Below are 22,651 nucleotides of genomic sequence, written 5' to 3' on the forward strand. Positions count from 1 at the left end.
GTTAGCTTCTAAGTTAGGTCGATTAGCACCTTCATTTCCCGATTGGAAGGATCGAGAAGCAAATCGAAGCCTGCTGATATCCCTTGCTCCATCGTCACGGTGCTGGTCACAATTCGCTCGACAGGAAAACGGCCGCTGCTGATCAATTCAAGCACCCGCGGCCAGATGTCCGTCGGGTATGCAATGACACCGCGCAGGTCGATGTCCTTGAACACCAGCTTCAAGAGATCCGTCTTTACCCGCTCCGGGATCAGCGCAAGCTGCACGATGCGCCCTTGTGGGCGGGTCGCATCGATGCAACCATCGACGGACGCCTCCACCCCGGCGCACTCGATCGAGGCGTCCACGCCAAGGCCCTCGATCGTTTTCTGTCGAATGATCTCGACGAGATCGTCATGTCTCGGATTGATCGGAATGGCCTCCGGGACGAGGTCCCGTATCTGCGACAGTCTCTGCTCGTTCGTTTCGCTCACGAAAATTGTCGTTGCACCGGCGGCTCGCGCGGCCATCGCGCACAGGGCCCCGATCGGGCCGAGGCCCGTGATCAGAACGCTGTTACCGGGAGAAATACCCGCCCTGTCGACGGCGTGAACCGCCACTGCGGCGGGTTCGACCAAAGCAGCCTGAACGTCGCTGACACCGTCCGGAACCTTGAAGACGTTGTAATCCTTGACGACAGCCTGCTGGGCCATGCCTCCCCATGGCCAGCTGAAACCGACCACCGCGAATTCCGGGCTCAGCTGATACCAGCCCTTCCGGCCAAAGTGGTCTTTTGGCGACATCTGTGGCTGGATGGAGACCCTGTCTCCAACCTTAACGTTCGTCACGCCATCCCCTATTGCCTCGACGGTCGCAGAGAATTCATGGCCGAGGATCTGCGGCATAGAAGCGCCGGTGAACGGATGTGCCGTCCTGCGGGCACCGATCGGTCCGTGCGCATATTCGTGAAGATCGCTACCGCAGATGCCGCAGACGATCGGCTTGAGCAGGATTTCCTCCGGCTTCAGCGGGCCTGGGGCCGCGACGTCTTCCAGACGTAGGTCGTTGCGATCGTGAAAGCGGATGGCTTTCATGCGGATCCTCCTTGGCTGACGAAAAGGGGGCGCGGAACGCCCCTCTGGATCTTGCAACTGCCTCTGAGCCCGTCAGGCCGATAAAAGGCTATGACCTGCCGACAGGACCGTCCTGATCCAGCGCCGATGGTCTGCCTTACGCTATCGCGTTTGAAGCCTCACAATGCTTCACCAAGCTTCGACCATTGACCATCGCTGTTGTTCGAGCGCACTGCAGCCGCAATCATCTTCATGCCCTCGAGACCATCCTGCACTGTGGGGAGGAAACGAAGATGTTCGTCAGGATCAACGCCAAGTTCACGTGCCATCAATGCATTCGCGAAATCGACGTAGAGGTTGGCAAATGCAAGGCCGTAACCTTCCGGAAATCCGGCTCGAAATCTTGTGACGTTCTTGGCGGCGTCGGACGCGCTGTCGTATCCGCGGCCGAGGATTACCGCAGGTTCGCCAATACGCTTGAGGGTGAGTGTTTCCGGCGATTCCTGGTCCCAAAGCAGGCTTCCGTGATCACCGAATATCCTAAACTTCAGCCCCTGGTCATTTCCGGCAGCCACGTAGCTGCTCCAGAGGCGTCCCTCGACACCGTTGTCATAGCGAACCGTCAGGTAGGCGTTGTCGAACACTTCTCGACGCTCGGCGAAAGTCCGCAGCCGTGCGCTCACGTCAATAGCGCGGCGTCCGGTGAGATAGGACGCGATATTGTAGGCGTGCGACCCCACCTCGCCCAAGATCGCCGCCTTGCCCATGTATCCCTCCTTGAAGCGCCAATGGCGTTTGCTTGGGTCGAGGGGCTCCAAGGCAGTTCCGGGTTCGCCAGGGCAGAACTCGACCTCGATCATTCTAACGGCGCCAATCGCGCCCTCGGCAATCACGTTTCGCGCATGGCGCACCATCGGGTATCCGGTGTAGCAATGCGTCACGCAGAACAATCTGTCGGTTGATTTTACAAGCTCTGCAAGCTGCTCCGCCTCCTCAACGTTTCTCGTCAGAGGCTTTTCGCAAATCACATCAATGCCCTGGTTTAGGAAGCACTTCGCGATATCAAGATGGGAATCGGGAGGAGTGGCGATGACCACTGCATCGATGCCGTCCGGCCGCTGCGCTTCCTTCACGGCCATTTCCCGATAATCCGCGTAGGAGCGCTCGGGCGAAATCATCATCGGCGCGGTGTTTGATGCTTATGAACGGATGGAGGTGACCGGCTAGGCGTGTCTTCTGGAGAGGGGACAATCGAAGGGTTGGTCTTGCGAAGCGCCGTCGATTTTTAATGGGGCCGGAACCGCAAATGTTATCTGGAAGTTCGTTGTCTTTGACCCAAGTCTTTTGAAATTTCAAGATGGAACCCCGTCTGTCCGGATCGCTTGCACAAGGTGTTTGAAGATGCGTTTCATAATTCATGGTGTGGGTGCCATCGGCGGCACGATTGCGGTCTCGCTTGCTTCGGCCAGTCAGAAGGTCATCGGGATCGCGCGCGGCGATCAGCTAACGGCAATCAAAGCGAAGGGGCTGACATTGCGGACTCCCAGGGGATCCGAGACCTGTCACTTCGAATGCGTGGAATCGCCGAGCGCCATCACGCTTCTTCCTGACGATGTGGTGCTGGTCTGTACGAAGACCCAACACATGGGTGCAGTGATCGAGCAACTCGCGGCGGCTGGCCTTCAGGACCAGTCTATCTTCTGCTTCCAGAACGGTGTCGAGAACGAACGCACCGCTTTGCGGCGTTTTGCCAATGTGCATGGCGTGAGCGTCATACTGCCGGCGGACTACGTCACGCCCGGCGAGATCCTCGCCTTCGGATCACCTCACTCCGGCTCTTTCTATCTTGGCCGGTATCCACAAGGTTTCGACAGTGTTGATGAAGCCGTCGCGCAGGCGCTTACGGCGTCAGGCCTGCCAGCCTTTGTGGTTCCGGACGTGATTGAGAACAAATATGGAAAGCTGCTCTTAAATCTTCACAACATTGTCGAAGCCGCATGCGCCGACCAGGGCGATATCGCGCCAATCGTCGACCTTCTCCGCAGAGAGGCAGAGGTGGTTTTCGCCGCTTCGGGCGTGCAATGGCAGAGCGTCGGTCAAAACGATCCCAACCGTGGAAGGCTGATGAAGATGGCATCGATCGTAGGTTTCAGCCGTGCGGGAAGCTCCTCCATGCAAAGCCTGGTCCGCTCCACGGGATCTATCGAGACCGATTATCTCAACGGTGAAGTCGTTCTACTGGGACGGCTGCATGGTGTGCCCACACCTGCCAATACCTGGTTCTGCGAACTCGCTGCCCGCATGGTACGAGAAAAACTGCTTCCCGGAACGATTTCGCTGGACGAGGTCAAGCGGGCGCTGTCTCTCGCTTAAAGTGTCGGTTTTGATCAACATCTGTGTGCAGCGGGTGGTCGAACGCTCCTAATGACAGGAGGCGCAGAGCGGCTTCATTAGGTGATCGAACGGACCCGTTCCGCCAGCTGCTTTTAAAGCAAGATGCGTCGGAAATATCCTGACTTTTGAATGTTGCAAAAGTCGGGCTAACATGTCGAGCAAAACCCGGGAGTTTCGCGACAAATGTGAGTGACCGCTTTCGGAAGAAGCAGAAAAGCCGCTCGGCGGTTCGGTCGGCAGCGTCGGCAGGATTGGAAAAAGGACACGAAAGCGGGCGATCCAAAGTAGGGGCAGACCTTGCGCCCAGGCTAAGCAAATCCATCCAAAGGAAAGACGAGGACTTCCATACTAAGCTCTGCGCTTTAGCAATGCCATTTTGTGGTCCTAGCCAGTCGCCCCCTCGCGACCCGCTACCTTCAGGCAGTAGGCGCGAAGCATGTCCGGCCGATCGGAACTGGCCCCGGAAGGCAAGCAAGCTACCTACTTTGGTGCGCTTGGTCTGGTTTGGGGTGTTGGCGGCAGCTTAGGAAATTATGCTGGGAGCTGGCTTGCAATGGAGAGAGCCAGCCCGTTGCTGTTGTGGGGAGGGCTGGCAGGTGCAGCGGCTATCGCCTGTATGCTGTCCCTCGCCTTTCTGAGAAAGCCGCAAAAATCCTGATTTTGCAGCGCTGCAAAAGCCGGGCTAACATATCGATTAAAAAGTGGTTGTGACAGCTTGGGAACTAAGATGGGTACCGAAAATTCGACGGCTCCTGAGGATGATGGAAAAGCTGCACACCTGATCGGCATGCGTATTCCCAGCGTAACACTGCCCGCAACGGACGGAGCCATCGTTGATCTTTCCCAAGGGGGCCTAACAGTCATCTATGGATACCCCCGGACCAGTCCGGCCACGGGCGGAGCCGTTGACGGGTGGGACGCCATTCCAGGCGCGCGGGGCTGCACACCACAGTCATGTGCGTTTCGCGATCATTTTGCAGAACTGAAGGCTGTCGGCGTTGAGCGGCTATTCGGTCTTTCAACTCAAGATACAGAGTACCAGAAAGAGGCGGCCAATCGCCTTCATCTACCATTCCCCCTTCTGTCGGATAGCGCTCTGCTTCTGGCTCGGGCGCTGAACCTTCCCTTGTTCGCGGCGGGCGGCATGACGCTTCTCAAGCGACTAACCTTGATTGTGAACAACGGGCAGATCGAGCACGTATTTTACCCGGTTTTTCCACCCGATCGAAATGCTTCAGACGTAATCGCTTGGCTTTCATCGCGAAAATCCTAAGATAAAGCGTGTCGCGGGTTTCGGGAAATGCACCATAAGGGAGACGGTTTGACCTCACGTATCAAAATTGCCGTTGCTGGCTCCCGTGGCCGTATGGGCAGCGCGCTCGTCTCGCTGCTCGCCACCGATCCGGCTTTCGCGCATGTCGGCAGCTTTGGGCGCAGCGGCAGCACGGGCGACGGGCTGATTGATCGTGACGCAGCAATCGAGGCGGCAGACGTTATCTTGGATTTTTCGACGGGAAGCGCCGCCACCGATCTGGCCGAGCGATGTGCGGAAAAGGGCGGCCCTGCTCTGGTGATCGGTGCAACGGGTTTCGAGGCCGAGGAAGTCACGCGGATCGGTGAAGCCGCGCGTAGTATTCCGATCGTGCGTTCCGGTAATTTCTCAATCGGCGTGAATATGCTGGTCGGGCTGGTCGCTCAAATTGCCGGCACATTCCCGGCCGAGGTTTGGGACATTGAAGTTCTGGAAGCTCACCATCGCCGAAAGATTGACGCACCGTCCGGCACTGCATTGATGCTTGGCGAAGCTGCCGCGCGCGGTCGTGGCGTCTCGCTCGCATCCGTTGATCGGCGCGGTCGCGACGGCATCACGGGCGAACGACTATCCGGGGAACTGGCTTTTCGGTCCTGCGAGGTGGGGGCATCATCGGGGAGCACAGCGTCGTGTTCGCGGCCGGAGAGGAAGTCGTGACACTTTCTCATTCCGCTCTTGATCGCGGCATGTTCGCACGGGGGGCGTTGGCTGCCGCGCGCTGGATCACAGGCTGTGCGCCCGGTGAATATGACATGCAGGATGTTTTAGGGTTGTCGCGCAATTCCTGAATTTGTCAGTTTTCTTGGTATCATCAGACTTGCTTACGGAGGCGAAGGACCATACGCCCGCTTAAATTACAGGAACTGCATGATGATAGGTATGGACACTCTACGGGCAGAACTTGCAAGACAGATCGTTGCCACAGCCGCGCTAGATGGAAATTTCCTGCTGCGGTCGGGTCAGACCTCGGATCGATACTTCGACAAATATCGTTTCGAGGGCCAACCCGCATTGCTACAGCCGTTAGCGCAGGAAATGGCCAAGCTCCTGCCCTCGGAAACCGAAATTGTCGCAGGGCTCGAACTCGGTGGTATTCCGCTGGTCACGGCAATTTCGCTGGAGACGGGCTTGCCTGCGGCCTTTGTCCGGAAAGAAGCAAAGGCTTACGGCACTTGCCGTGTCATCGAAGGCCAGAATATTGCTGGGTGTCGTCTAACGTTCATTGAAGACGTCATCACCACCGGCGGGGCCGTGGCGGACGCGTATAATGCTGCGACACATGAGAAAGCAAAAATACTTGCGGTAGTCTGTGCAATTTGGCGGGGTGATGGTGAGCCTCGCATCCTGAAAGTGCCGGACTTACCCGTGTTGCCCGTTTTCCAAAGAGCGGATTTGGAAGCCGCGCGGTAACGAGTTGCGAAAATCCTGACTTTTGAACGCTGCAAAAGTCGGGCTAACATATCGAGCAAAACTCGAGAGTTATGCGAAGGCGCTAAGCCATGCTGCCGGTCAGTCCGATGATACCCGCAACGTATCGATCAGGGCACGTAGCGCCGCCGGGGCTTGCCGCCGGCTCGGATAGTAGAGAAAAAAACCCGGATAGGGCGGGCACCAGTCTTTGAGCACACGGACGAGACGGCCTGAGGCCAGATGCTCGCCGATGTGCTGCTCAATGGAATAAGCCAGTCCGACGCCGTCGAGCGCCGCCGCAACCATCAGATCGGGATCATCGAGGACCAGGAGGCCGTTCGCCGCCACGTTCAGCGCCCGACCATCTTTCGCGAACTCCCACCGATAGAGTGCGCCACTTCCGCTCTGCCGCCAGCAGATACAACGATGTCGATGCAGATCGCGCGGCGTCTCAGGCGGTGGAAAGCGAGAGAAATAGTCCGGAGAGGCGACCACGGCGGGATCGAGGTCCTGTGTAACCCGAACAGCGATCATGTCACGTTCGAGGCTTTCACCAAGCCGGACGCCGGCATCGAAGCCCTGTTTGACGATATCGACGAAGCCGTTCTCGGCTGCGACCTCCAACGTCACGTCGGGGTAGCGATCGGTGAACGCGCGAAACTTCGGTGCTAGCACCCGCATCGCCACCGTACGCGGCACACTGATCTTGATGGTGCCAGCCGGGCGGTCGCGGAAGTCGTTGATGGTCTCGACCGCCGTTTCAATACTGGCGAAAGCCGGGCCAATCTGGCGCAGCAGCGCATGTCCGGCTTCGGTCAGCGCGACCGTTCGCGTGGTCCGGCTGACCAGCCGCACGCCGAGCTTGCTTTCGAGCGAGCGCAGTGAATGCGAGAGCGTGGACGGGGTCAGGTTGAGTCGTGCAGCAGCGCGGCGGAAGCCACCTTCCTCCGCGATGGCTACGAAAGCCGCCAGTTCTCCAAGATCACCCGTCCGCATGATTGATGAATTTCACCCAACAGCACATGCAATGCAAGGTGGATTATTCTGAACAATTCGAGCGCGTATCGTGGTGATCCAATCTAGCTTCCATAAGGATCACCCGATGCCTGACAGCATTCCTACTTCTTCCGCCCGCCGTCTTGAGGATCATGTCGCCATCGTCACCGGCGGTGGCACCGGGATCGGCCGCGCCGCTGCACTGGCTTCTGCGCGGGACGGCGCGACAGTCGTACTGGCCGGACGCCGCCTTGCCGAAATCGAGACGGTCGCGCAGGAGATCGTTGCGGCAGGCGGGAATGCGCTGCCCGTGCCCACCGACGTATCGAAGGAAGACGACATTCGCCGCCTGATCGAAACGACGATTGATCGCTTCGGCAGGCTCGACGCCGCGTTCAACAATGCCGGCATTCTCGGAAACTTTGCGCCGATCACCGAGCAGACGAGCGATGATTTCGACGCCGTGATCGCGACCAACCTTCGCGGCGTCTGGCTGTCGATCAAATATGAGATCGAAGCCTTTCTCGCGCAGGGCACCGGCGGCTCCATCATCAACACGTCCTCCTGGCTGGCGAAGGGCGCGCTTGCGGGATCATCCAGCTATTCCGCCAGCAAGGGCGCGCTCGACGCGCTGATCCGCGCCGTAGCTATCGAGTATGGGCCGAAGGGCATCCGCGTCAACAACATCAATCCCGGCATCATCGACACGCCGATGGCGCGTAGTGGCTGGACAGACGATTCCGCCTTCGTGCCCTTCATCGAACATACCCCGGCAAAACGCGTCGGACAGCCCGATGACGCCGGCGATGTGGCGGCCTGGCTCGCGACCGAAGAGGCCCGGTTTATAACAGGCCAGAGCATTCTGGTGGATGGCGGCTACACCATCGCCGGCCTGCGCTGAAAGGAGCATCCCCCATGGACTACGTTCGCCTCGGTAACAGCGGCCTGAAGGTCTCGCGGCTCTGTTTCGGATGCATGACTTATGGAGACTTGGCATGGCGGCCATGGGTGCTCAAGGAGAACAAGGCCCGGCCGTTCATTCGGGAGGCTTTGGAAGCCGGCATCAACTTCCTCGACACCGCCAACGTCTATTCCTCCGGCGAGAGCGAGCGGATCGTCGGTCGCGCCATAAAAGACTTCGCGCGGCGAGAAGACGTGGTGATCGCCACTAAGGCGTTCTTCCCCATGAGCGACAAGCCGAACGACCGCGGCCTCTCTCGCAAGCATATCCTCGCCAGCGTAGATGCCTCGCTGGAGAGGCTGGGCACGGACTATATCGATCTGTTCGTGCCCCACCGCTTCGACCCGGAAACACCTATCGAGGAAACCGCCGAAGCGCTCGATGCCGTGGTTCGGGCGGGCAAGGTCCGCTATCTTGGCGCATCGTCCATGCACGCCTGGCAGTTCATGAAGCTGCTGGCTTTCCAGCGTCACAACCGGCTGGCGCGGTTCGTCTCCATGCAGAGCCAATACAATCTCATCACGCGCGAGGACGAGGAAGGAATGATCCCTCTTTGCAGGGAGGAAGGGATCGGCCTGACACCTTGGTCGCCGCTCGGCCGGGGTGTTCTGGCAGGCGCGCGCGAGGGCGGCACGATACGCGCCGATACCGACGAGCAGGTCAGGCAGTGGTATGACGGTCGCGCTGAAGTCGGTGAGACAGTTGCCGCCGTTGAAAGCATCGCTCTAGCACGCGGCGTTGCACCTGCACGAGTTGCGCTCGCATGGGTTTTGGCTCAACCAGGCATCACGTCTCCCATCGTCGGCCTGTCCAAACCGCATCATTTGACCGATGCGCTTGGGGCACTGTCGCTGGACCTAGAAGGCGATGAGATCGCATCGCTCCAAGCTCCTATGAGAAAACATCTGCGTATCGCACAATGGTAGTCCAAGCGTCGCGTATATCCTGACTTTTGAATGTTGCAAAAGTCGGGCTAACATGTCGAGCAAAACTCGGGAGTTTCGCGACAAAGCTATAGGTCGGAAAAATGGTCAACCCTGTAATTATTGTGCCGTATGATCCAATTTGGCCCAAAGATTTTGTTCAGATCAGGGATGAAATCGCGATGGCTCTAGGGCCGACAGCCCTTGAGATTGAACATATCGGAAGCACTGCGGTCCCGGGTTTAGCCGCAAAGCCCATAATCGACATTGATGTGGTTATTCCTACCGAATCCGCCCTCTCTCTCGTGATCAGCAAGCTCTCACAACTTGGATACAGTTATGAGGGAGAGAAGGGGATTGAAGGACGCCATGCGTTCGCTCAGCCAAGCAGGTTGCCGACACATCACCTTTACGTATGTGCAGCAGGCAATCCAGAACTCAGGCGGCATTTAGCTTTTCGCGACTACCTGCGTGCCAATCCCGACGCGGCACGCAACTATGGGCTTCTCAAGTAGCGCCTTGCCGATCGGTTCGGCTCCGATCGAGAAAGCTACACCAATGCCAAAACAGCATTTATCACCGACGCGCTGTCCATGCTGTCGCGGAAGTCCTGACTTTTGAGGGTGCTTCGATCCTCTTCACATAATTGACGAGAACGTCCGGTAGTTGCCTGATAAAGGTCCCTCGCTTGGATGATAAGATGAAGACCGCCATCGTTATTTCGATCTTTGTAAGTCTCATGCTCACCTTCGCCGCACCACAGGCCGTCGCGGGTCCATCGGGACAAGGCGGCGCTGGTGGTGCCGGAGGCACTGGCGCTTCCGGTGGACACGGCGGCACAAGTGGGACAGGAGCCGATGCGAACGGCGGCGATGGACTGCCAAATGGTGAGCCTGGATGCGGCGGCGGAACGAACCCGTCATCTGACGGGAAGTTTTACATCCCCGGCACGCATCAGAAATGCAATCCGAGCGCGGACGATCTCAAAAAGGTGAGATAGGCAGAATACTACACCCGGAAATCCTAAAATCCACATGATGCAGGTATCGGGATTTTTGCGACAATCTCTCTTAGGAGGCCGACGAAGATCGCTCCTCAAGCCACCCAATTTGTACGGGGACGATCTAACGAGGCCACGCTTGCGCCGTCATGATAGATAAAGCTGTTCACTCTGTTGACGGTTCCAGGGTCATTTTATGCGTTTGATTGTTTTTGCTGCCGTCTCTTTTGTCACGGCTGTTCTGGCGGCGGGGGTAAGTGCGCAGCCTTGGCAGGACACCGATTCTGCATCTGCTGGATGGTCGATTGATAGGCTGAAGGCAGCGCAGGATTACGCAACCAGCCTGAAGCCCACCGCTGTCATGGTGGTGCAGGACGGCAAGGTGATTGCCAGTTGGGGCGACGCATCCCGCAAGGTGAATGTCGCCTCTGTCCGCAAAAGCCTTCTCAGCGCGCTTTATGGCATTGCGGTCGCAGAACGCCGCATCGATCTCGGCAGCACCCTTGCTGATCTCGGTATTGACGATAAGCGCCCGGCTCTTACGGCGAGCGAGAAGCAGGCGACCGTCCGCGATCTGCTCATGGCACGATCTGGAATCTACCACGTCGCGGCTTATGAAACGGCTGATATCCGCCAGAAACGACCAGAGCGGGGGAGCCATGCGCCCAGTACGTTCTGGTCCTACAACAATTGGGATTTCAACGCGCTCGGCACGATCTACCGGCAGCAAACCGGCGAGGACATTTTCCAGAGCTTCGCGCAACGCATCGCCCAGCCGATCGGCATGCAGGATTTCTCAGCGCGGGACGGCAAGTATGTGGCTGAGCGGCATTCCAGCCACCCCGCCTATCCGTTTCGCCTCAGCGCCAGAGACGCGGCCCGCTTCGGCCAGCTCTTTCTTGACGGAGGACGCTGGAGTGGCCGGCAGGTCATTCCTTCGTCCTGGGTGAAGGCGTCAACCACGGCCTATTCCTCTACCGATCGTGGCAGAATGGGATACGGCTATCTTTGGTGGACGTTGAACCCCGATGTCTTCGGCCCAGGCGCGGCGTTGGCGTCCGGTTATGGCGGGCAGGCGATTGCCATCGTGCCGTCAAAGCACCTGGTTGTCGCGCAGACCGTCGATCCGACTCAGAACGCCAAAGGTGTGAGGACAAGCCATTTCATCAAGCTGTTGCAGCAGCTCGCCGCTGCAGCGCCGTGACGCGTGGTGATGCGGCGGGCGGGGGTGGAGGGTCATTTGAGCAGATGGAGCTTTGCTGCATCTGCCATTCTGCACATCGCGCTTTGCGCCCTTGCATTGCTCTTGCCGGTTCCTGTGCAAATGCCCTTGCCACGAGAGGATAGCATTGAGGTGGAGATTGTGAATCTCCCGCCCCCAGTTTTGCAAGAGAAGCACGAACCCGTGCGCCAGAAGCCTCTTGCCGCTCAGGAGGATGCTGTTTCGCTAGGCAAATCCGAGGAAAAAGCAACGCCGACCGTTCCTCAAGAAGCCGAGCCAAAGGATGAAACGCCCGCGATGGTAAAGCCGTCGCGCATGTTGTCAGAGGAGGTTCTTGACGATCCCCGTAGCCGAAAGGCGAGAAAGGAGTTAGCGGCGCTCGCACCTGCTGATCAGGTCGAACAACTTTGCGGCCTCGAACCCATGGCCCAAGTCGGGGAATGGAGCAAGGAGCTTCGGCCTGATCGTGTGGTAGCCTATGCGATGGCGGACCCTAAAATCGTAGGGAACGCCTTTTCAGCAGATGGCGCAGCGCTTCACAGCAAGCAGGATTGGTACGCGCTTAAATTCAAGTGCGAGCTGACCCTTGATCACAAGAAGGTCGCTGCGTTTGAGTTTCTGATGGGCGATCCCATTCCCAAAAATGATTGGGGCGAGCATAGCCTGCCCGATGAGAGTGAATCGCTCGATTGATCGTTATCCCTTGTTCGGAAGCACGAGGCAGGCATAGGAATGGCTTTTAAGCGCCATGCAGGCCGACATGGCCGCGGACCGGCTACTGAAACCCGTAAATCTTGCCCGATAGAGTGTGTCAGAGCGGCTGGTGGTCCTCTGCGTATAGGGGGAGATCGCGCCATATTTACCGAGAGCATCCGCCTTTGCCTTGGCAAGCAGGTTTTGGGCGGCTGCATCGGAGTCGGATGCGGCGATCTGGATTTCCCATCCGCCACGCTCGCTTACGACTGGTTTTGCCACCGATGCAGGGATCGAATTCGTTATGTCGTTGCTGATCGACGCGACCTCTATGGGAGCTGCGCGATCGGCCAGTACAGGGAGCGGGATACTTTCCTGAGCAAGGTCGAAATCGGTTTTGACGGAAAGACGAGTGATCGCTGTACCGTTCCGAACGGATGCTCTTGGCATTGTGGCATCCAACAGCGAGGCCATCCGAGCATCCCGACTGCGAGCTGTCTTTCCACCGAGGACGACCCCGACAACATGTCTGCCATTATCGTTCACGGCACTGACGAGGTTGAACCCGGAGGCATTGGTGTAGCCGGTCTTGATGCCATCCATACCCTTATAGCGATACATCAGGTTGTTGTGGCCGGTGATCTTGCGTCCACGAAATATGAAAGAGCGTTCCGCAAAGAGCTGATATTCTTTCGGGTAATCCCTCATCAAGGCAATAGCGAGTGTCGCCATGTCCCGCGCTGTCGTCACCTGTCGGCCATCGGGAAGGCCGGAACCATTTCGAAACGTGGTGCGGCTCATACCGAGCTGGCGGGCCTTACGTGTCATGATATCAGCGAATTGCGCTTCCGATCCGCCAAGATGATCGCCCATCGCTTCGGCCGCGTCATTGGCGGATTTGATGATCATGCCGAGAACCGACTCACGGACGGTAAAAGTCTTTCCGGCCGGGACACCAAGTTTCGTGGGAATGGTGTTCGCTCCGTTTTTGGTCATGGTAATGGACTGCTCCCACGACAAGCGGCCATTATGCAGTGCCTCAAAGGTCAGATACAGGGTCATCATTTTCGTGAGCGATGCGGGATGATTTATAACGTCCGCGTTCTCAGAACTCAGCACCTTGCCTGTGTTTGCATCAACAACAAAGTGCGCAGACCCGGCATAGGCCTGCGCCGCGTAAATATTCATTGCGGCTACAACGGCGAACGCGGCCAAGGACCGCTTTTTTATTCTGCAAAATACATTGCGCATCTTTACGCCACCCTGATGCTGATGATTGATGGCGAATTAATAGTGCCGTATTTGCGCAACAAGAAAGCTAAAATTTTACGAATTGGATTCGTATTTAAGAAAGCATGAATCCTCTACCTTTCGTGGAAATGTCAAGAGCGATGTCAGCGGGCTCGCATTTGTCGCAAAAATCCTGACTTGTTGCCGTCCGGGTAAAGCAGAGGCCGGTGAGCTACTAAGGCGCTTTCCTGATCGGAAACATGTCCTCGCCGTAGTGGTGCAGCCTCGTGTGATGCTGGCGGCATAGCCACCGGACCCTCAGAGGCTCGTCGTACCGGTCGTGATGGGCATCGACCGCTTCGCCCCCGCAGACCTCACAGCTTTGCTTTTCCAGCTCGCCAGTCTTCACGGCGCGCTGCACCGCAAGGTGAGCATCATATTTGCCCGGATTGGCACGCCGCCAGTTCGCCTGGCGGGTATCCGTTTTCAGCATCCCCGCATCCTAACCTCGCGCCTAAGGGTCACTGGCCAGCTTGCGCGGACGGCCTCCCATGCGGCCGTTTTCTCGCGCCGCTGCGACCTTCGCCCGCGATCGATATGGCGTTCGGATCGCCTTACCATCTCAGTGCTCCGGCTTGCTGCCCAGCCGGGGTTGTAGCTCTCGCGTGATCATATCGACGTTGTTCGGGGTCACCTGCCAACGGGCCGGGTTGTCATACTCGAAATCGGCATTGACCCTGCGCGTCTCACGATTGAACTGGACCAGCATCTTGACGAAGCCCTTGTCGCCCTTGAGACGAAGCCACTCGCGGTAGCGCTTCACTTCGCGTTCGACCGGATCGTAGAGAAAGGCGGCCGCGTGCGCATTGCCGGTATGATCATAGGCGAAACCGTAACTGGAATTGACGTCCCCGTCATCGTCGATCGCGAAGATGGCCGAGACCTCGATCCAGTCGATGCCGTCGAGTTCGCCGCAGTCGACGATCTCACGCGCGATTGTTTCCAGGAGTTCGCTGTTTTCCGACATGGGCTCCGCTGTCGCTCCTGACAATGCCGCTCCGATGAAGACAGACGCCATCGATGCGGCTAATACATGCTTCATGATTTTCATCCTGCTTCACTTCTAGCATCTAGGAAATAAGACAGAGAAGAGCGCCATGTTTTTCAAGTTTGCAGCGATCTCCCTTCTATGTGTCGCCGTTGTGCTGATGGCAGCCCTGTATATGTTATTCCAGCAACCCGGCCCATCCTATCGGGTATCATCATCACCTGCTCTAGCGAAAGAGGCTGCGGTCGGTCGAGTTATTCCCAATGCCGCGCAACGCGATCCGGTACTGGCTGCGTTGGTGCGTTCGGCCGTCCAAGCTGCTCCAGAGGACGATCGCGCGCTCGCTGCCGATCTTATCAAAGCGTTGCCGGCGCAATAGCGGTAAGGTGGTTAGAGTGGAGCGTGCAATTCCTAAAATTTTACGTCACATATGCTTGTTGCGGGTTTCGGGAGTTTCGCGACACCTTGCAGGCATGCCGATGGGCAGAGAATGAGCGACAATCCGCAAATATCCAATGTCGACGAAGCATGTATGTTCGTCTCGAACTGGTTTGGATGGGAAAGAAATCTCGAAGGGACCCCGATCGATCTCTCTTTCGAAGTCCCACGAGCCATTCAGACCATCAATCGCCGTCTCGGTCGATTATGGCTCGAAACCCCACCTGCTAAAATCTTCAACCTGCAAGACAGGCTGATCCCGCCGCAGGAATATGGGTTTGAGCCAAGCGGTGTCGTGCCAATTATTTGGGAAAATCAAGGTGTTTGGGGATGCGGATATAAGCCAAAAACCAACTCGCAACTATGGGTTACGGGCGATTGGCCAGATGATCAATTCGGCACAAGGGAATGGCGGCCAACACCGGATACGATTGATATCCCGATCATCTTTGTCATGCTCGGCAATGCGGTTTGGGCCTCGCGCGATTGCGTCATGGATGAGGATGATGAAAAACCAGCTCATGCCGACCGCCTGCTCTGGACCTTTGCTCCCTTCGCCGGATTCCTGGGCTTCTGGGCGGATCGCGATATGACCTTGATCCGCATGCAGGGGTCAGGTTGGGGTGTCACGGCGCATCGATAACAGAGGCGATTTCTAATCCAGTTCTGCCCCTCCATTCTCCATTGTCGCACAACTCCTAAGTTTAGAGAGAGATAAGCGGCCGCTGCCTTCCAGGGCATATTCATCCGGGCTCAGTTCCCTTGGCTAGTTCCAGAAGCGAGGCGGTCGCAGCGCTTGCATAAGCTGGAACAGCGAGAACAAAGCTGCTTGTCAGGAATTGATCGGCTGCTCCGAATTCTGGCAACTGGCGCAACTTTTCATCCTCAATCGAAGAGCGAAGTGACGCGAAAATCGCCAGAGAATCCACGAATCGATACGGCCGGGCGTGAATGGCACCCATCGCCGGGGCGATTGCGCCAGGGACGCCTTTGGCAATTTGCAATTCAGCTTCAAAGCGGCAGGCTTCGATTAGTGCTGCCTCACGCGCTTTCCAATCCTCGGCCCGCATTACTCGATCGAGCATAGGCTTTAGATCAGGTGCGCAATCCAGTTGCGAAAAAGCTGTGCCAAACCACTTGGGATAAGGGGCATAGCGGCGCTCAATCAGCATAGCGAGCCGCATGATATTCCCAATTATTCTTGCTGCGATGACACGTGACCCGATGTCATCGCCAGCATCGCCGGCTCGGCCGACATAAGCACGTTCCTCGGCAATGCGTCCCCATTGCGCCGCGAGCTTGTACAGCCAAACATCGCGGGGGAAGTAGGCCATCCGTTTTCGAAGGGACGTCAATTCGCCGAAATCATCGCGGAAAATCGCGCCACCTGCGACGGTCAGAAACGTTTGCTCAGAATAGGATAGCCAGTCCTGTGTCGTTAGCTCGTTCGGGAATTGACGACCCCAAAGCGGTCGCACCAGGCCGCAACTGTATAGAGTTCCGCGCCATGGTCTGACCCCAACATGCCCACCCCAGCATCTCCCGAAGGTGGCCGGACATTGGTCGAGTAACGAACCGGCCAGCCTTCGAATGATAGCGGCAAACTGCTATCCAGTGCCTTCATGACGGCTGGCGCAATCGTGGGGAAGCTCGCAGCGGGAAGGAAAAGCTGCACACACGGGCCGTAATCGTGGTCTGCCGATACCTCGGAATCGAACCCGAGGATCTCCGAACCAAGGCCGATACGAGCTGCGGCGTGGGACATATATGGAAAGTTATCGTGCAGGATCGGGCCGACAACCTTCTCGTAGAAGCGCTGCGATAGGTCGATTCCAATTCCTTTAGCCATCGTCCTTCACCTGCTTTCTCTCGCAATTATCGGATCGGTTGAACCTCCACGGCCAACGCGCTATCATTCTCGCGGGCTGTGCAGCCCACCGCTCGCCCCTTCAGGGATGGTGAATGCACAAACTTTTCGGTTGAACCCTTGTGGGCAGCCGTCGGCAATGCGAGCGCCGGCATTGATTATGCCTGGAAAGGGACAAAACCATGAGTGCTCGCGCTCACCCTAAATCTATGGCCAAAGCTTTGCGAAAAGCTCTTGCCGAGCAGAACCTCGACCTATCGCATAGCGCCTGCCTGGAAATTGTCGCGCGGCAGTTTGGCGCTTCCAACTGGAATACCTTGAAGGCATCGAGTGACAAGTCCGCATCGCTCAGCTTCACGCTTTTCGTTGAGCATGGTCGTCAGGAAGAAGCCGCCATCTTCTACAGGACCGCTTTCGGTGCTGTCTCAACGAAGACGCATTACCTACAACAACAAGAGCCAATGGCAGTTGAGCTGGAGCTTGGTGGATGGCTAATCTCGATATGCGGCTCGAATCCGCGTCGAGAAGCCGAGCCTTGGCGTGGAGGCCCCTTTTCTCAAAAGGAGAAGGGGGCCGGGAGCGCGGTTTATCGTTTGGACGTGGACAACGTAGCGGCTATGCTGAAGACAGCGGTTGCAGCTGGGGCCGGTATTCGGGACAGCCTACAAGTTGCCGACAATGGTCACCGTGTTGCGACCATCTTTGATCCCTTTGGGCATATCTGGGCCTTGCATGAAAAGGCCGTAGCGACCACGACGCAGGCAGCGTAAGCTAACGACGAGTTCTTGTCGCAAATATCTGTCGCGAATCCCAGACTTTTGCGTTTGAGTTTTGCGACAGAAATTCTCCTGAAAATTCATCGCTGGCGGTTTTGTCGCGAAACTTAGGGATTTCCTAGAAGGCCCTCTTTGAACGTAGCTAGGCGTTAGGTGTCCGCCTCGCCGGTCTCCCGCGCTGACGCCGCCAATCCCACCTCGACCTCACGCAGTTGCCGGCGCTTATCCGCCAATTCGTCGGCAAAAGCGTATTCGCCCGCCTGCCGTGACTGATAGGTTGCTAGCCTGCGGCGGTATTCTTCAAGCCTCTGACGATAACGCTCCCTCTCGGCCTCAAACCCGTCGAGCGCATGTTCGAGGCGAGAGATGGCCCCGAGTGGGGTGACAGTCAACTGAAGCTCGATCTCTTGGGTCGCGCCGACGCGCAGTAGCAGCGTCTGGTAATGGTAATTGGCACCGCGTCCGAACTTCTCGCCCTCATAGACGAGGTCGAAGCCGCCGATGCTGGCAATATGAACCTCGCCCTCCTGCTGCAGCTGGACGAGGGTGAGGATTTTCCTCATCAGCGTGCGTCCGGCATCCTTGCGCTCCTGATATGACGTGCCCGTCACGCTCATTATGAACGCCTCGCCAGTGGTCGGAACCAGCCGCTCGATATCCTGGCCGATCTCAGCAATTCGCCGGGTCGCCGTTTCGATCTCGCGCTCCGCGTCCCGAACCTGCCGACGGACGGCAAAGAGATCGTCTTCATGGGCGGCCCGCAGCCGTTCCAACCGGGCGATATCGGCTTCGAGACCTGCTTTCTGCATCAACCGCTCATCACCACTGGCAATCGCCTTGGCCATGGCGAACTGATTGGCCTGACCCTCGTTCAGGTCTTCCAGCCGGCGGATGGAGGTGTCGCCGGAAAGCGCGGCGGCGATGAACCGCGCCTTGCGCTCGTTCTGCTGCCACATGGTGGCGTCGAGCGAACCTTGCGTGGCGTAGGCAAAAATATCGACCTCATCATGCTGGTTGCCCTGACGAACAATGCGCCCTTCCCGCTGCTCGATCTGCGAGGGAAGCCATGGCACGTCGAGATGGTGCAGGGCTTTGAGGCGTAGCTGCGCGTTCACGCCAGTGCCCATGGTCTCTGAACTGCCGATCAAAAACCGGACCTTGCCGGCACGGACGTCACCGAACAGTCGTTGCTTGGCCTCGGTCTTCTTGAAATCCTGCATGAAGGCTATTTCCGAAGCGGGAACGCCCATGCGGATCAGCTCGTCGCGAATCCAGCGATAGGCGGAGAAGCCACGGGTCTTCTCGACGCTCAGTGTGCCGAGATCGGAGAAGATCATTTGCGCGGCGCCAGGTAGTTCGAACGGCTTGCCGTCGGGGCGGAGATAGCTGTTCTCCGCTGTCTCCTTCCAGATCCTGTGCACGTTGCGGACGAGCAGATTGAGCTTGTTGTCCGCTCGTCGTCCATGGCCGGCATGACCAGTCGAAGATCAATCGCCGCATGGCGGCCGTCGGTGATGACGGAGAGGAGAATGTCGTCGCCAGGCTGCGCCGGTCCTTCGCGCTGCTCGATCGCCTTGATGCGGGTTTCAAGGATGCGCTGATAGGTCTTGAACGCAGTCGTGGGAGCCGCGGCCAGGATCTGCCGCTTCCCAGTGGCGATCTCCGGCACCTTTACAAATTGCCGCAGGTCTACGGGCATCACCACGTCGGCGAGGTCGCGGAACATGGCGATCAGTTCGGGCACGTTCACGAAACTCGCAAACCGGCTCACCGGCTTGTATTTGCCGGACGGCTGCAGCTCCAGTTCGGTTTTCTCGTCTCCGAAGTTCGAGGCCCAGGCGTCGAACTCGTGCAGGCCGCGCTCGTGAAGTGCCTCGTGGCCGAGCAGGCGCTGGATGGAGAACATCTCGCCGAGCGTGTTCGTGATTGGAGTCCCCGACGCCAGAACCAAAGCGCGCCCCGGATTCTTGGTCTCGATATAGCGGCTCTTCACATAGAGATCCCAAGCCTTCTGCGAGCCGTTCGGGTCGATCCCCTTCAGCGTCGACATGTTCGTAGCGAAGCTGAGTTTTCTGAACTCTTGAGCTTCATCGACGACAATCTGGTCGACGCCGATCTCGGAAATGGTCAGAAGGTCGTACTTGCGGGTGGAAAGGGCTTCGAGCCGTTCAGCCAAGCCCTCCTTCAATCGCTCCAAGCGTTTGCGGGATACACGGTCCTCATCATCAACCTTGATAAGCAGATCTTCATAGAGCTGGAGTTCGTCCTGGATCATCTGTTGCTCGAAGGCGGAGGGCACGCCGATGAACCTGAACGCCGAATGCGTGATAATAATCGCATCCCAGACAGCGGTTGCCGCGCGGCTCAGGAAGCGGGCGCGCTTGTCCTTGGCGAAATTGGTCTCGTCGGCAACCAGGATGTTGGCAGACGGATAGATCGCCAGAAACTCCCGCGCAGCCTGCGCGAGGCAATGACCGGGAACGACCAGCATGGCCTTGGCAATCAGGCCGAGCCGCTTCTGCTCCATAATCGCCGCGGCCATGGTCATCGTCTTGCCGGCGCCAACGGCATGGGCAAGATAGGTCGAGCCGGAAGAGATGATCCTCCAGATGCCACGTTTCTGATGCCCATAAAGAACAAAGGCGCCTGAGGCGCCCGGAAGTTTAAGATGGCTGCCGTCGAATTTTCGCGGCGCGATATCGTTGAACCGGTCATTATAGACCCGCGCCAGCCGGTCGGTGCGATCCGGATCCGTCCAGATCCAGGTCTGGAAAGCCGTCTTGATCTTCTGCAGCTTGTCGCGGGCCGCTTCGGTGTCGACCACGTTCAGCACCCGGCGCTCGCCATCGACGTCCTTGAAGGTATCGAATATCTGCGGTACGCGCGAGTTCAGAGCGTCAGCAAGTAACTAGCCAGCGTGGCGTCGATCCGTACCCCATTCCGACGTGCCGGTCGCGATATAGCCGAGCTGGCGGGCTTCCACGGTCCACGATCCAATTTCCGCCAGGTGGTGGATTTTGATCTCGACGCCCGTCGTCTCCTTGACGAAGGTGACCACATCGGAGGCCGGGATCCATGGCGCACCGAGGCGGGCAGTGATATCGGACGGCCGAAGATCGGCGGGCTGCACCTCTTGCAACGCGCTGACATTCCGTTTGAACGCCGGATCGAGGTCGGCAGCTGCGATGGCCGCGGTAAGCTTCATGCGCACCGGTCCGGAGAGATAGGCGTCCGACGTCTGCCAAGCGCCATCGGCCGGGTTCCGGAAGATGGCATCGCCAAGATCGGCAATCACTGCATCCGGATCCCGATGCAGCAGTTCGGCAATGTGGTCGACATCGACGTGGCCGCGGTCGTTGAGAACAACGGCCAGCGCATCGGCTGGACTGGTGATGACGGGCGGGGCTGGTGGCGCGATCACCCGTTCGGAGAAGATCGGACCAGGGTGAGCGGTATCAGTCTCGAGATCGTAATCCTCGATCGAGGCAACCAGCCAGCAATCGGGGTCATCAAGGAATGGCTGGAGGTTCGGGCGGCGGTGGGTTTCCTTGATCTCACCAGCCTCCAAATCCTCCGAGATCGAGACCGTCGTATGGTTGATCGGACCGAAGTCGCGAACGAACGACGACCAGGCGATGCGCAGCCGCACCTGCAGATCACGCCATGGCCGATCCTGCTCCTGAGCCTTCAGCACCTCGCGGACCGCGTCGCCAACCGGGATTAGCTTGGCTATGATCCGGACATGTTTCTCCGGCACGCCGTCGGTAGAGCGGCCCTTGCGCACGGTGATCGCCACGGGGGCACCGTCTATCATCTGCATCAGTCCGCGGACTTTATCGATGAAGAAGCTGCCTTCGCGAACCTTCGACCCTGTCGTACGCAGGTCGACGATATCGCCGAGTTCGTCCTCCAGATCGATGTCGATAGCGGTCAGTTCGCCGTCATAAAGATCTTCCGGAAGAAGGGAGGTGGCGGCGTTCAACGCGAATTCGAGATCGACGCCGGGCCGCGGACGGCATGTGTAGGTCTCGCCAAACGGACCTGAGGTCAAGGCATGGTCGCCGAGGACGAAATCTGGATGACGGACGAACCAGCGATTGATACGGATCGCGCCCTCATCCTCAGTGACCGGACGGACCTCGTCCACGTCGAGCCAGGTCTGGTCGCCCTCCGGCTCGCCAATCTTGCGTTTGCGGAAGTATAGGATATCGACCACGACGTCCGTGCCGGCATCACGGCGGAAACTGCCTTCAGGCAGGCGGATTGCCGCGATCAGGTCGGCGGATTTGGCGATATGTTCTCGGGCGGCAATATCCGCCTTGTCCATTGTTCCGGAACTGGTCACAAAGGCCGCGAACGCGCCGGGCTTCAGGAGATCGATCGAGCGGGCAATGAAGTAATCATGCAGGCGCAGGCCGAGTGAGCGGTATTGCCGGTCGGAGCGGACAGTGCGATCAGAAAAGGGCGGGTTCCCAATGGCAAGGTCATAGATCGGCGAGAGGTCGGTGCGGGCAAAATCGCCCTCGATGATCCGTGCTTTCGGCTGCAGAAGCCGAGCGATGCGCGCGGTCACAGGATCGAGCTCGACGCCGGTGACGTATGAGCTGTCACGGTATTCTTCAGGCATCAATGCCGGAAACAGGCTGGTGCCGATGCCCGGTTCCAGAATGCGTCCGCCGCGCCAGCCCATCCGCTGCAATCCTGACCAGATCGCCCGGATAATGAATTCCGGCGTGAAGTGGGCATACTGGGTGCAGCGCGAGAGGCTGGAATAGTCGCTCTCGGAAACGGCGGTCACGAGCGAGTTACCGAGATCGTCCCAGCCATCCCGGAAATCCACCTCGCCCGGACGGCGGAAGATGCCGTTGGCGAGCTCGCCAGCGCCGAACCCGGTAAAGCGGATCAATCGCCTCTGCTGTTCGCGGGTCGCGGAAATGGCGAGCTTCTCGAGTTCGTTGGCGGACAAGATGGCGGCAACATTCAATCGTGCGCGCTCTTTCCACGATGCAGCCAGACTGCGATCTTCTCCTTCCTCGAAATAGAAGTTCGACCGGTCGCATTGTTCACGACGACCAACTGCCGGGTTGCTGGCACGCCGCATCGCCGGAGCCGGAGTTGGCGGCGTTGGATCGGGATCGTCGTCATTGGCTGCCTCGGGTGCGAAACCCCCGAAGGCTGTTACACCGAGGCCAAGGCCGGAGGAAAGTGCGGTGTTGCCGAACATATCGAGCGTGAAGGGATCGTTGCTCATGATGAAATCTCCTTGTGAAAGCATGCCTCATCGGCCCACCACAGGGATGGGCGACAAAACCGCCATTGATGTTGGGGA

At 58.2% G+C, this 22,651-nt stretch carries 20 protein-coding genes and 2 pseudogenes; 13 read left to right on the forward strand and 9 right to left on the reverse strand.

Annotated elements, in window-relative coordinates; translation table 11 throughout:
- Nucleotides 1-8: 8 nt before the first annotated feature.
- Together ACIQUB_RS21900 and ACIQUB_RS21905 are read right to left on the reverse strand one after the other, a co-directional pair.
- Complete coding sequence (locus ACIQUB_RS21900) at nucleotides 9-1,073, reverse strand: alcohol dehydrogenase catalytic domain-containing protein (RefSeq protein WP_402932095.1); 1,065 nt, start codon at nucleotides 1,071-1,073, stop codon at nucleotides 9-11.
- Between the two features lie 158 nt (nucleotides 1,074-1,231).
- Nucleotides 1,232-2,233 (reverse strand): Gfo/Idh/MocA family protein, encoded by a 1,002-nt coding sequence (locus ACIQUB_RS21905; RefSeq protein ID WP_402932097.1) that lies wholly within the window; start codon nucleotides 2,231-2,233, stop codon nucleotides 1,232-1,234.
- A 220-nt stretch (nucleotides 2,234-2,453) separates the two neighbouring features.
- On the opposite strand from ACIQUB_RS21905, the gene ACIQUB_RS21910 reads away from it, so the two are divergent.
- The 4 genes and pseudogenes from ACIQUB_RS21910 (at nucleotide 2,454) to pyrE (ending at nucleotide 6,168) form a co-directional block, all read left to right on the forward strand.
- Nucleotides 2,454-3,425, forward strand: coding sequence for a ketopantoate reductase family protein (locus ACIQUB_RS21910; protein ID WP_402932099.1), 972 nt, complete (start codon nucleotides 2,454-2,456; stop codon nucleotides 3,423-3,425).
- A gap of 748 nt (nucleotides 3,426-4,173) precedes the next feature.
- Nucleotides 4,174-4,719, forward strand: coding sequence for a peroxiredoxin (locus tag ACIQUB_RS21915; protein WP_402932101.1), 546 nt, complete (start codon nucleotides 4,174-4,176; stop codon nucleotides 4,717-4,719).
- A gap of 93 nt (nucleotides 4,720-4,812) precedes the next feature.
- A pseudogene (gene dapB / locus ACIQUB_RS21920) lies at nucleotides 4,813-5,546 on the forward strand (4-hydroxy-tetrahydrodipicolinate reductase).
- A gap of 82 nt (nucleotides 5,547-5,628) precedes the next feature.
- Entirely contained in the window at nucleotides 5,629-6,168 is a 540-nt protein-coding gene (gene pyrE, locus ACIQUB_RS21925; protein ID WP_402932103.1) for an orotate phosphoribosyltransferase, read from the forward strand.
- 99 nt (nucleotides 6,169-6,267) lie between these two features.
- Here pyrE and ACIQUB_RS21930 read toward each other — a convergent pair whose 3' ends face one another.
- On the reverse strand, nucleotides 6,268-7,164 hold the full coding sequence (locus ACIQUB_RS21930) for a LysR family transcriptional regulator (RefSeq protein WP_402932105.1): 897 nt from the start codon (nucleotides 7,162-7,164) through the stop codon (nucleotides 6,268-6,270).
- 106 nt (nucleotides 7,165-7,270) lie between these two features.
- Between ACIQUB_RS21930 and ACIQUB_RS21935 the strand changes: the two genes are divergently transcribed.
- The 6 genes from ACIQUB_RS21935 to ACIQUB_RS21960 all read left to right on the forward strand — a co-directional run bounded on the left by ACIQUB_RS21935 (nucleotide 7,271) and on the right by ACIQUB_RS21960 (nucleotide 11,963).
- Nucleotides 7,271-8,065: an SDR family NAD(P)-dependent oxidoreductase gene (locus ACIQUB_RS21935; protein WP_402932107.1), complete on the forward strand. Its 795-nt coding sequence runs from the start codon at nucleotides 7,271-7,273 to the stop codon at nucleotides 8,063-8,065.
- Between the two features lie 14 nt (nucleotides 8,066-8,079).
- Nucleotides 8,080-9,051: an aldo/keto reductase gene (locus ACIQUB_RS21940; RefSeq protein ID WP_402932109.1), complete on the forward strand. Its 972-nt coding sequence runs from the start codon at nucleotides 8,080-8,082 to the stop codon at nucleotides 9,049-9,051.
- A gap of 101 nt (nucleotides 9,052-9,152) precedes the next feature.
- Nucleotides 9,153-9,563: a GrpB family protein gene (locus tag ACIQUB_RS21945; protein WP_402932110.1), complete on the forward strand. Its 411-nt coding sequence runs from the start codon at nucleotides 9,153-9,155 to the stop codon at nucleotides 9,561-9,563.
- A 185-nt stretch (nucleotides 9,564-9,748) separates the two neighbouring features.
- Nucleotides 9,749-10,048, forward strand: coding sequence for a hypothetical protein (locus ACIQUB_RS21950; RefSeq protein ID WP_402932112.1), 300 nt, complete (start codon nucleotides 9,749-9,751; stop codon nucleotides 10,046-10,048).
- Between the two features lie 196 nt (nucleotides 10,049-10,244).
- Complete coding sequence (locus ACIQUB_RS21955) at nucleotides 10,245-11,252, forward strand: serine hydrolase domain-containing protein (RefSeq protein ID WP_402932114.1); 1,008 nt, start codon at nucleotides 10,245-10,247, stop codon at nucleotides 11,250-11,252.
- Between the two features lie 36 nt (nucleotides 11,253-11,288).
- The gene (locus ACIQUB_RS21960) at nucleotides 11,289-11,963 is read left to right on the forward strand and encodes a DUF930 domain-containing protein (RefSeq protein WP_402932116.1); all 675 of its coding nucleotides are present in this window, start codon (nucleotides 11,289-11,291) and stop codon (nucleotides 11,961-11,963) included.
- 3 nt (nucleotides 11,964-11,966) lie between these two features.
- On the opposite strand, the gene ACIQUB_RS21965 is transcribed toward ACIQUB_RS21960, so the two are convergent.
- The 3 genes from ACIQUB_RS21965 to ACIQUB_RS21975 form a co-directional block, all read right to left on the reverse strand.
- Nucleotides 11,967-13,151, reverse strand: coding sequence for a serine hydrolase (locus ACIQUB_RS21965; protein WP_402932692.1), 1,185 nt, complete (start codon nucleotides 13,149-13,151; stop codon nucleotides 11,967-11,969).
- A 277-nt stretch (nucleotides 13,152-13,428) separates the two neighbouring features.
- Complete coding sequence (locus ACIQUB_RS21970) at nucleotides 13,429-13,686, reverse strand: hypothetical protein (RefSeq protein WP_402932117.1); 258 nt, start codon at nucleotides 13,684-13,686, stop codon at nucleotides 13,429-13,431.
- A 129-nt stretch (nucleotides 13,687-13,815) separates the two neighbouring features.
- A complete protein-coding gene (locus ACIQUB_RS21975; RefSeq protein ID WP_402932119.1) occupies nucleotides 13,816-14,295 on the reverse strand; it encodes a hypothetical protein in 480 nt (159 codons plus the stop codon).
- Nucleotides 14,296-14,350: 55 nt separating this feature from the next.
- Between ACIQUB_RS21975 and ACIQUB_RS21980 the strand changes: the two genes are divergently transcribed.
- Nucleotides 14,351-14,620: a hypothetical protein gene (locus ACIQUB_RS21980; protein WP_402932121.1), complete on the forward strand. Its 270-nt coding sequence runs from the start codon at nucleotides 14,351-14,353 to the stop codon at nucleotides 14,618-14,620.
- Nucleotides 14,621-14,731: 111 nt separating this feature from the next.
- Nucleotides 14,732-15,322 carry a hypothetical protein gene (locus ACIQUB_RS21985; RefSeq protein ID WP_402932123.1) on the forward strand — a complete coding sequence of 197 codons (591 nt, stop codon included), beginning with the start codon at nucleotides 14,732-14,734 and terminating at the stop codon, nucleotides 15,320-15,322.
- A gap of 100 nt (nucleotides 15,323-15,422) precedes the next feature.
- Here ACIQUB_RS21985 and ACIQUB_RS21990 read toward each other — a convergent pair whose 3' ends face one another.
- A complete protein-coding gene (locus tag ACIQUB_RS21990; protein WP_402932125.1) occupies nucleotides 15,423-16,157 on the reverse strand; it encodes a DUF4037 domain-containing protein in 735 nt (244 codons plus the stop codon).
- Nucleotides 16,118-16,528 carry a hypothetical protein gene (locus ACIQUB_RS21995; RefSeq protein ID WP_402932127.1) on the reverse strand — a complete coding sequence of 137 codons (411 nt, stop codon included), beginning with the start codon at nucleotides 16,526-16,528 and terminating at the stop codon, nucleotides 16,118-16,120. The genes ACIQUB_RS21990 and ACIQUB_RS21995 overlap by 40 nt, the downstream gene beginning before the upstream one ends.
- Before the next feature lie 200 nt (nucleotides 16,529-16,728).
- Here ACIQUB_RS21995 and ACIQUB_RS22000 point away from each other — a divergent pair, with 200 nt between their 5' ends.
- The gene (locus tag ACIQUB_RS22000; protein WP_402932129.1) at nucleotides 16,729-17,316 is read left to right on the forward strand and encodes a glyoxalase superfamily protein; all 588 of its coding nucleotides are present in this window, start codon (nucleotides 16,729-16,731) and stop codon (nucleotides 17,314-17,316) included.
- Between the two features lie 155 nt (nucleotides 17,317-17,471).
- Here ACIQUB_RS22000 and ACIQUB_RS22005 read toward each other — a convergent pair.
- Nucleotides 17,472-22,573 (reverse strand): annotated as a pseudogene (locus ACIQUB_RS22005) (DEAD/DEAH box helicase family protein).
- Nucleotides 22,574-22,651: the final 78 nt, after the last annotated feature.

It is taken from the genome of Rhizobium sp. NPDC090275 (assembly GCF_044772225.1).
GTDB lineage: Bacteria > Pseudomonadota > Alphaproteobacteria > Rhizobiales > Rhizobiaceae > Rhizobium.

Bases quoted from the DNA above. Each gene is read 5' to 3' on its own strand.
- ACIQUB_RS21900 (WP_402932095.1), bottom strand. From the start codon at position 1,073: ATGAAAGCCATCCGCTTTCACGATCGCAACGACCTACGTCTGGAAGAC.
- ACIQUB_RS21905 (WP_402932097.1), bottom strand. From the start codon at position 2,233: ATGATGATTTCGCCCGAGCGCTCCTACGCGGATTATCGGGAAATGGCC.
- ACIQUB_RS21910 (WP_402932099.1), top strand. From the start codon at position 2,454: ATGCGTTTCATAATTCATGGTGTGGGTGCCATCGGCGGCACGATTGCG.
- ACIQUB_RS21915 (WP_402932101.1), top strand. From the start codon at position 4,174: ATGGGTACCGAAAATTCGACGGCTCCTGAGGATGATGGAAAAGCTGCA.
- pyrE (WP_402932103.1), top strand. From the start codon at position 5,629: ATGATAGGTATGGACACTCTACGGGCAGAACTTGCAAGACAGATCGTT.
- ACIQUB_RS21930 (WP_402932105.1), bottom strand. From the start codon at position 7,164: ATGCGGACGGGTGATCTTGGAGAACTGGCGGCTTTCGTAGCCATCGCG.
- ACIQUB_RS21935 (WP_402932107.1), top strand. From the start codon at position 7,271: ATGCCTGACAGCATTCCTACTTCTTCCGCCCGCCGTCTTGAGGATCAT.
- ACIQUB_RS21940 (WP_402932109.1), top strand. From the start codon at position 8,080: ATGGACTACGTTCGCCTCGGTAACAGCGGCCTGAAGGTCTCGCGGCTC.
- ACIQUB_RS21945 (WP_402932110.1), top strand. From the start codon at position 9,153: ATGGTCAACCCTGTAATTATTGTGCCGTATGATCCAATTTGGCCCAAA.
- ACIQUB_RS21950 (WP_402932112.1), top strand. From the start codon at position 9,749: ATGAAGACCGCCATCGTTATTTCGATCTTTGTAAGTCTCATGCTCACC.
- ACIQUB_RS21955 (WP_402932114.1), top strand. From the start codon at position 10,245: ATGCGTTTGATTGTTTTTGCTGCCGTCTCTTTTGTCACGGCTGTTCTG.
- ACIQUB_RS21965 (WP_402932692.1), bottom strand. From the start codon at position 13,151: ATGAATATTTACGCGGCGCAGGCCTATGCCGGGTCTGCGCACTTTGTT.
- ACIQUB_RS21970 (WP_402932117.1), bottom strand. From the start codon at position 13,686: ATGCTGAAAACGGATACCCGCCAGGCGAACTGGCGGCGTGCCAATCCG.
- ACIQUB_RS21975 (WP_402932119.1), bottom strand. From the start codon at position 14,295: ATGAAGCATGTATTAGCCGCATCGATGGCGTCTGTCTTCATCGGAGCG.
- ACIQUB_RS21980 (WP_402932121.1), top strand. From the start codon at position 14,351: ATGTTTTTCAAGTTTGCAGCGATCTCCCTTCTATGTGTCGCCGTTGTG.
- ACIQUB_RS21985 (WP_402932123.1), top strand. From the start codon at position 14,732: ATGAGCGACAATCCGCAAATATCCAATGTCGACGAAGCATGTATGTTC.
- ACIQUB_RS21995 (WP_402932127.1), bottom strand. From the start codon at position 16,528: ATGGCTAAAGGAATTGGAATCGACCTATCGCAGCGCTTCTACGAGAAG.
- ACIQUB_RS22000 (WP_402932129.1), top strand. From the start codon at position 16,729: ATGAGTGCTCGCGCTCACCCTAAATCTATGGCCAAAGCTTTGCGAAAA.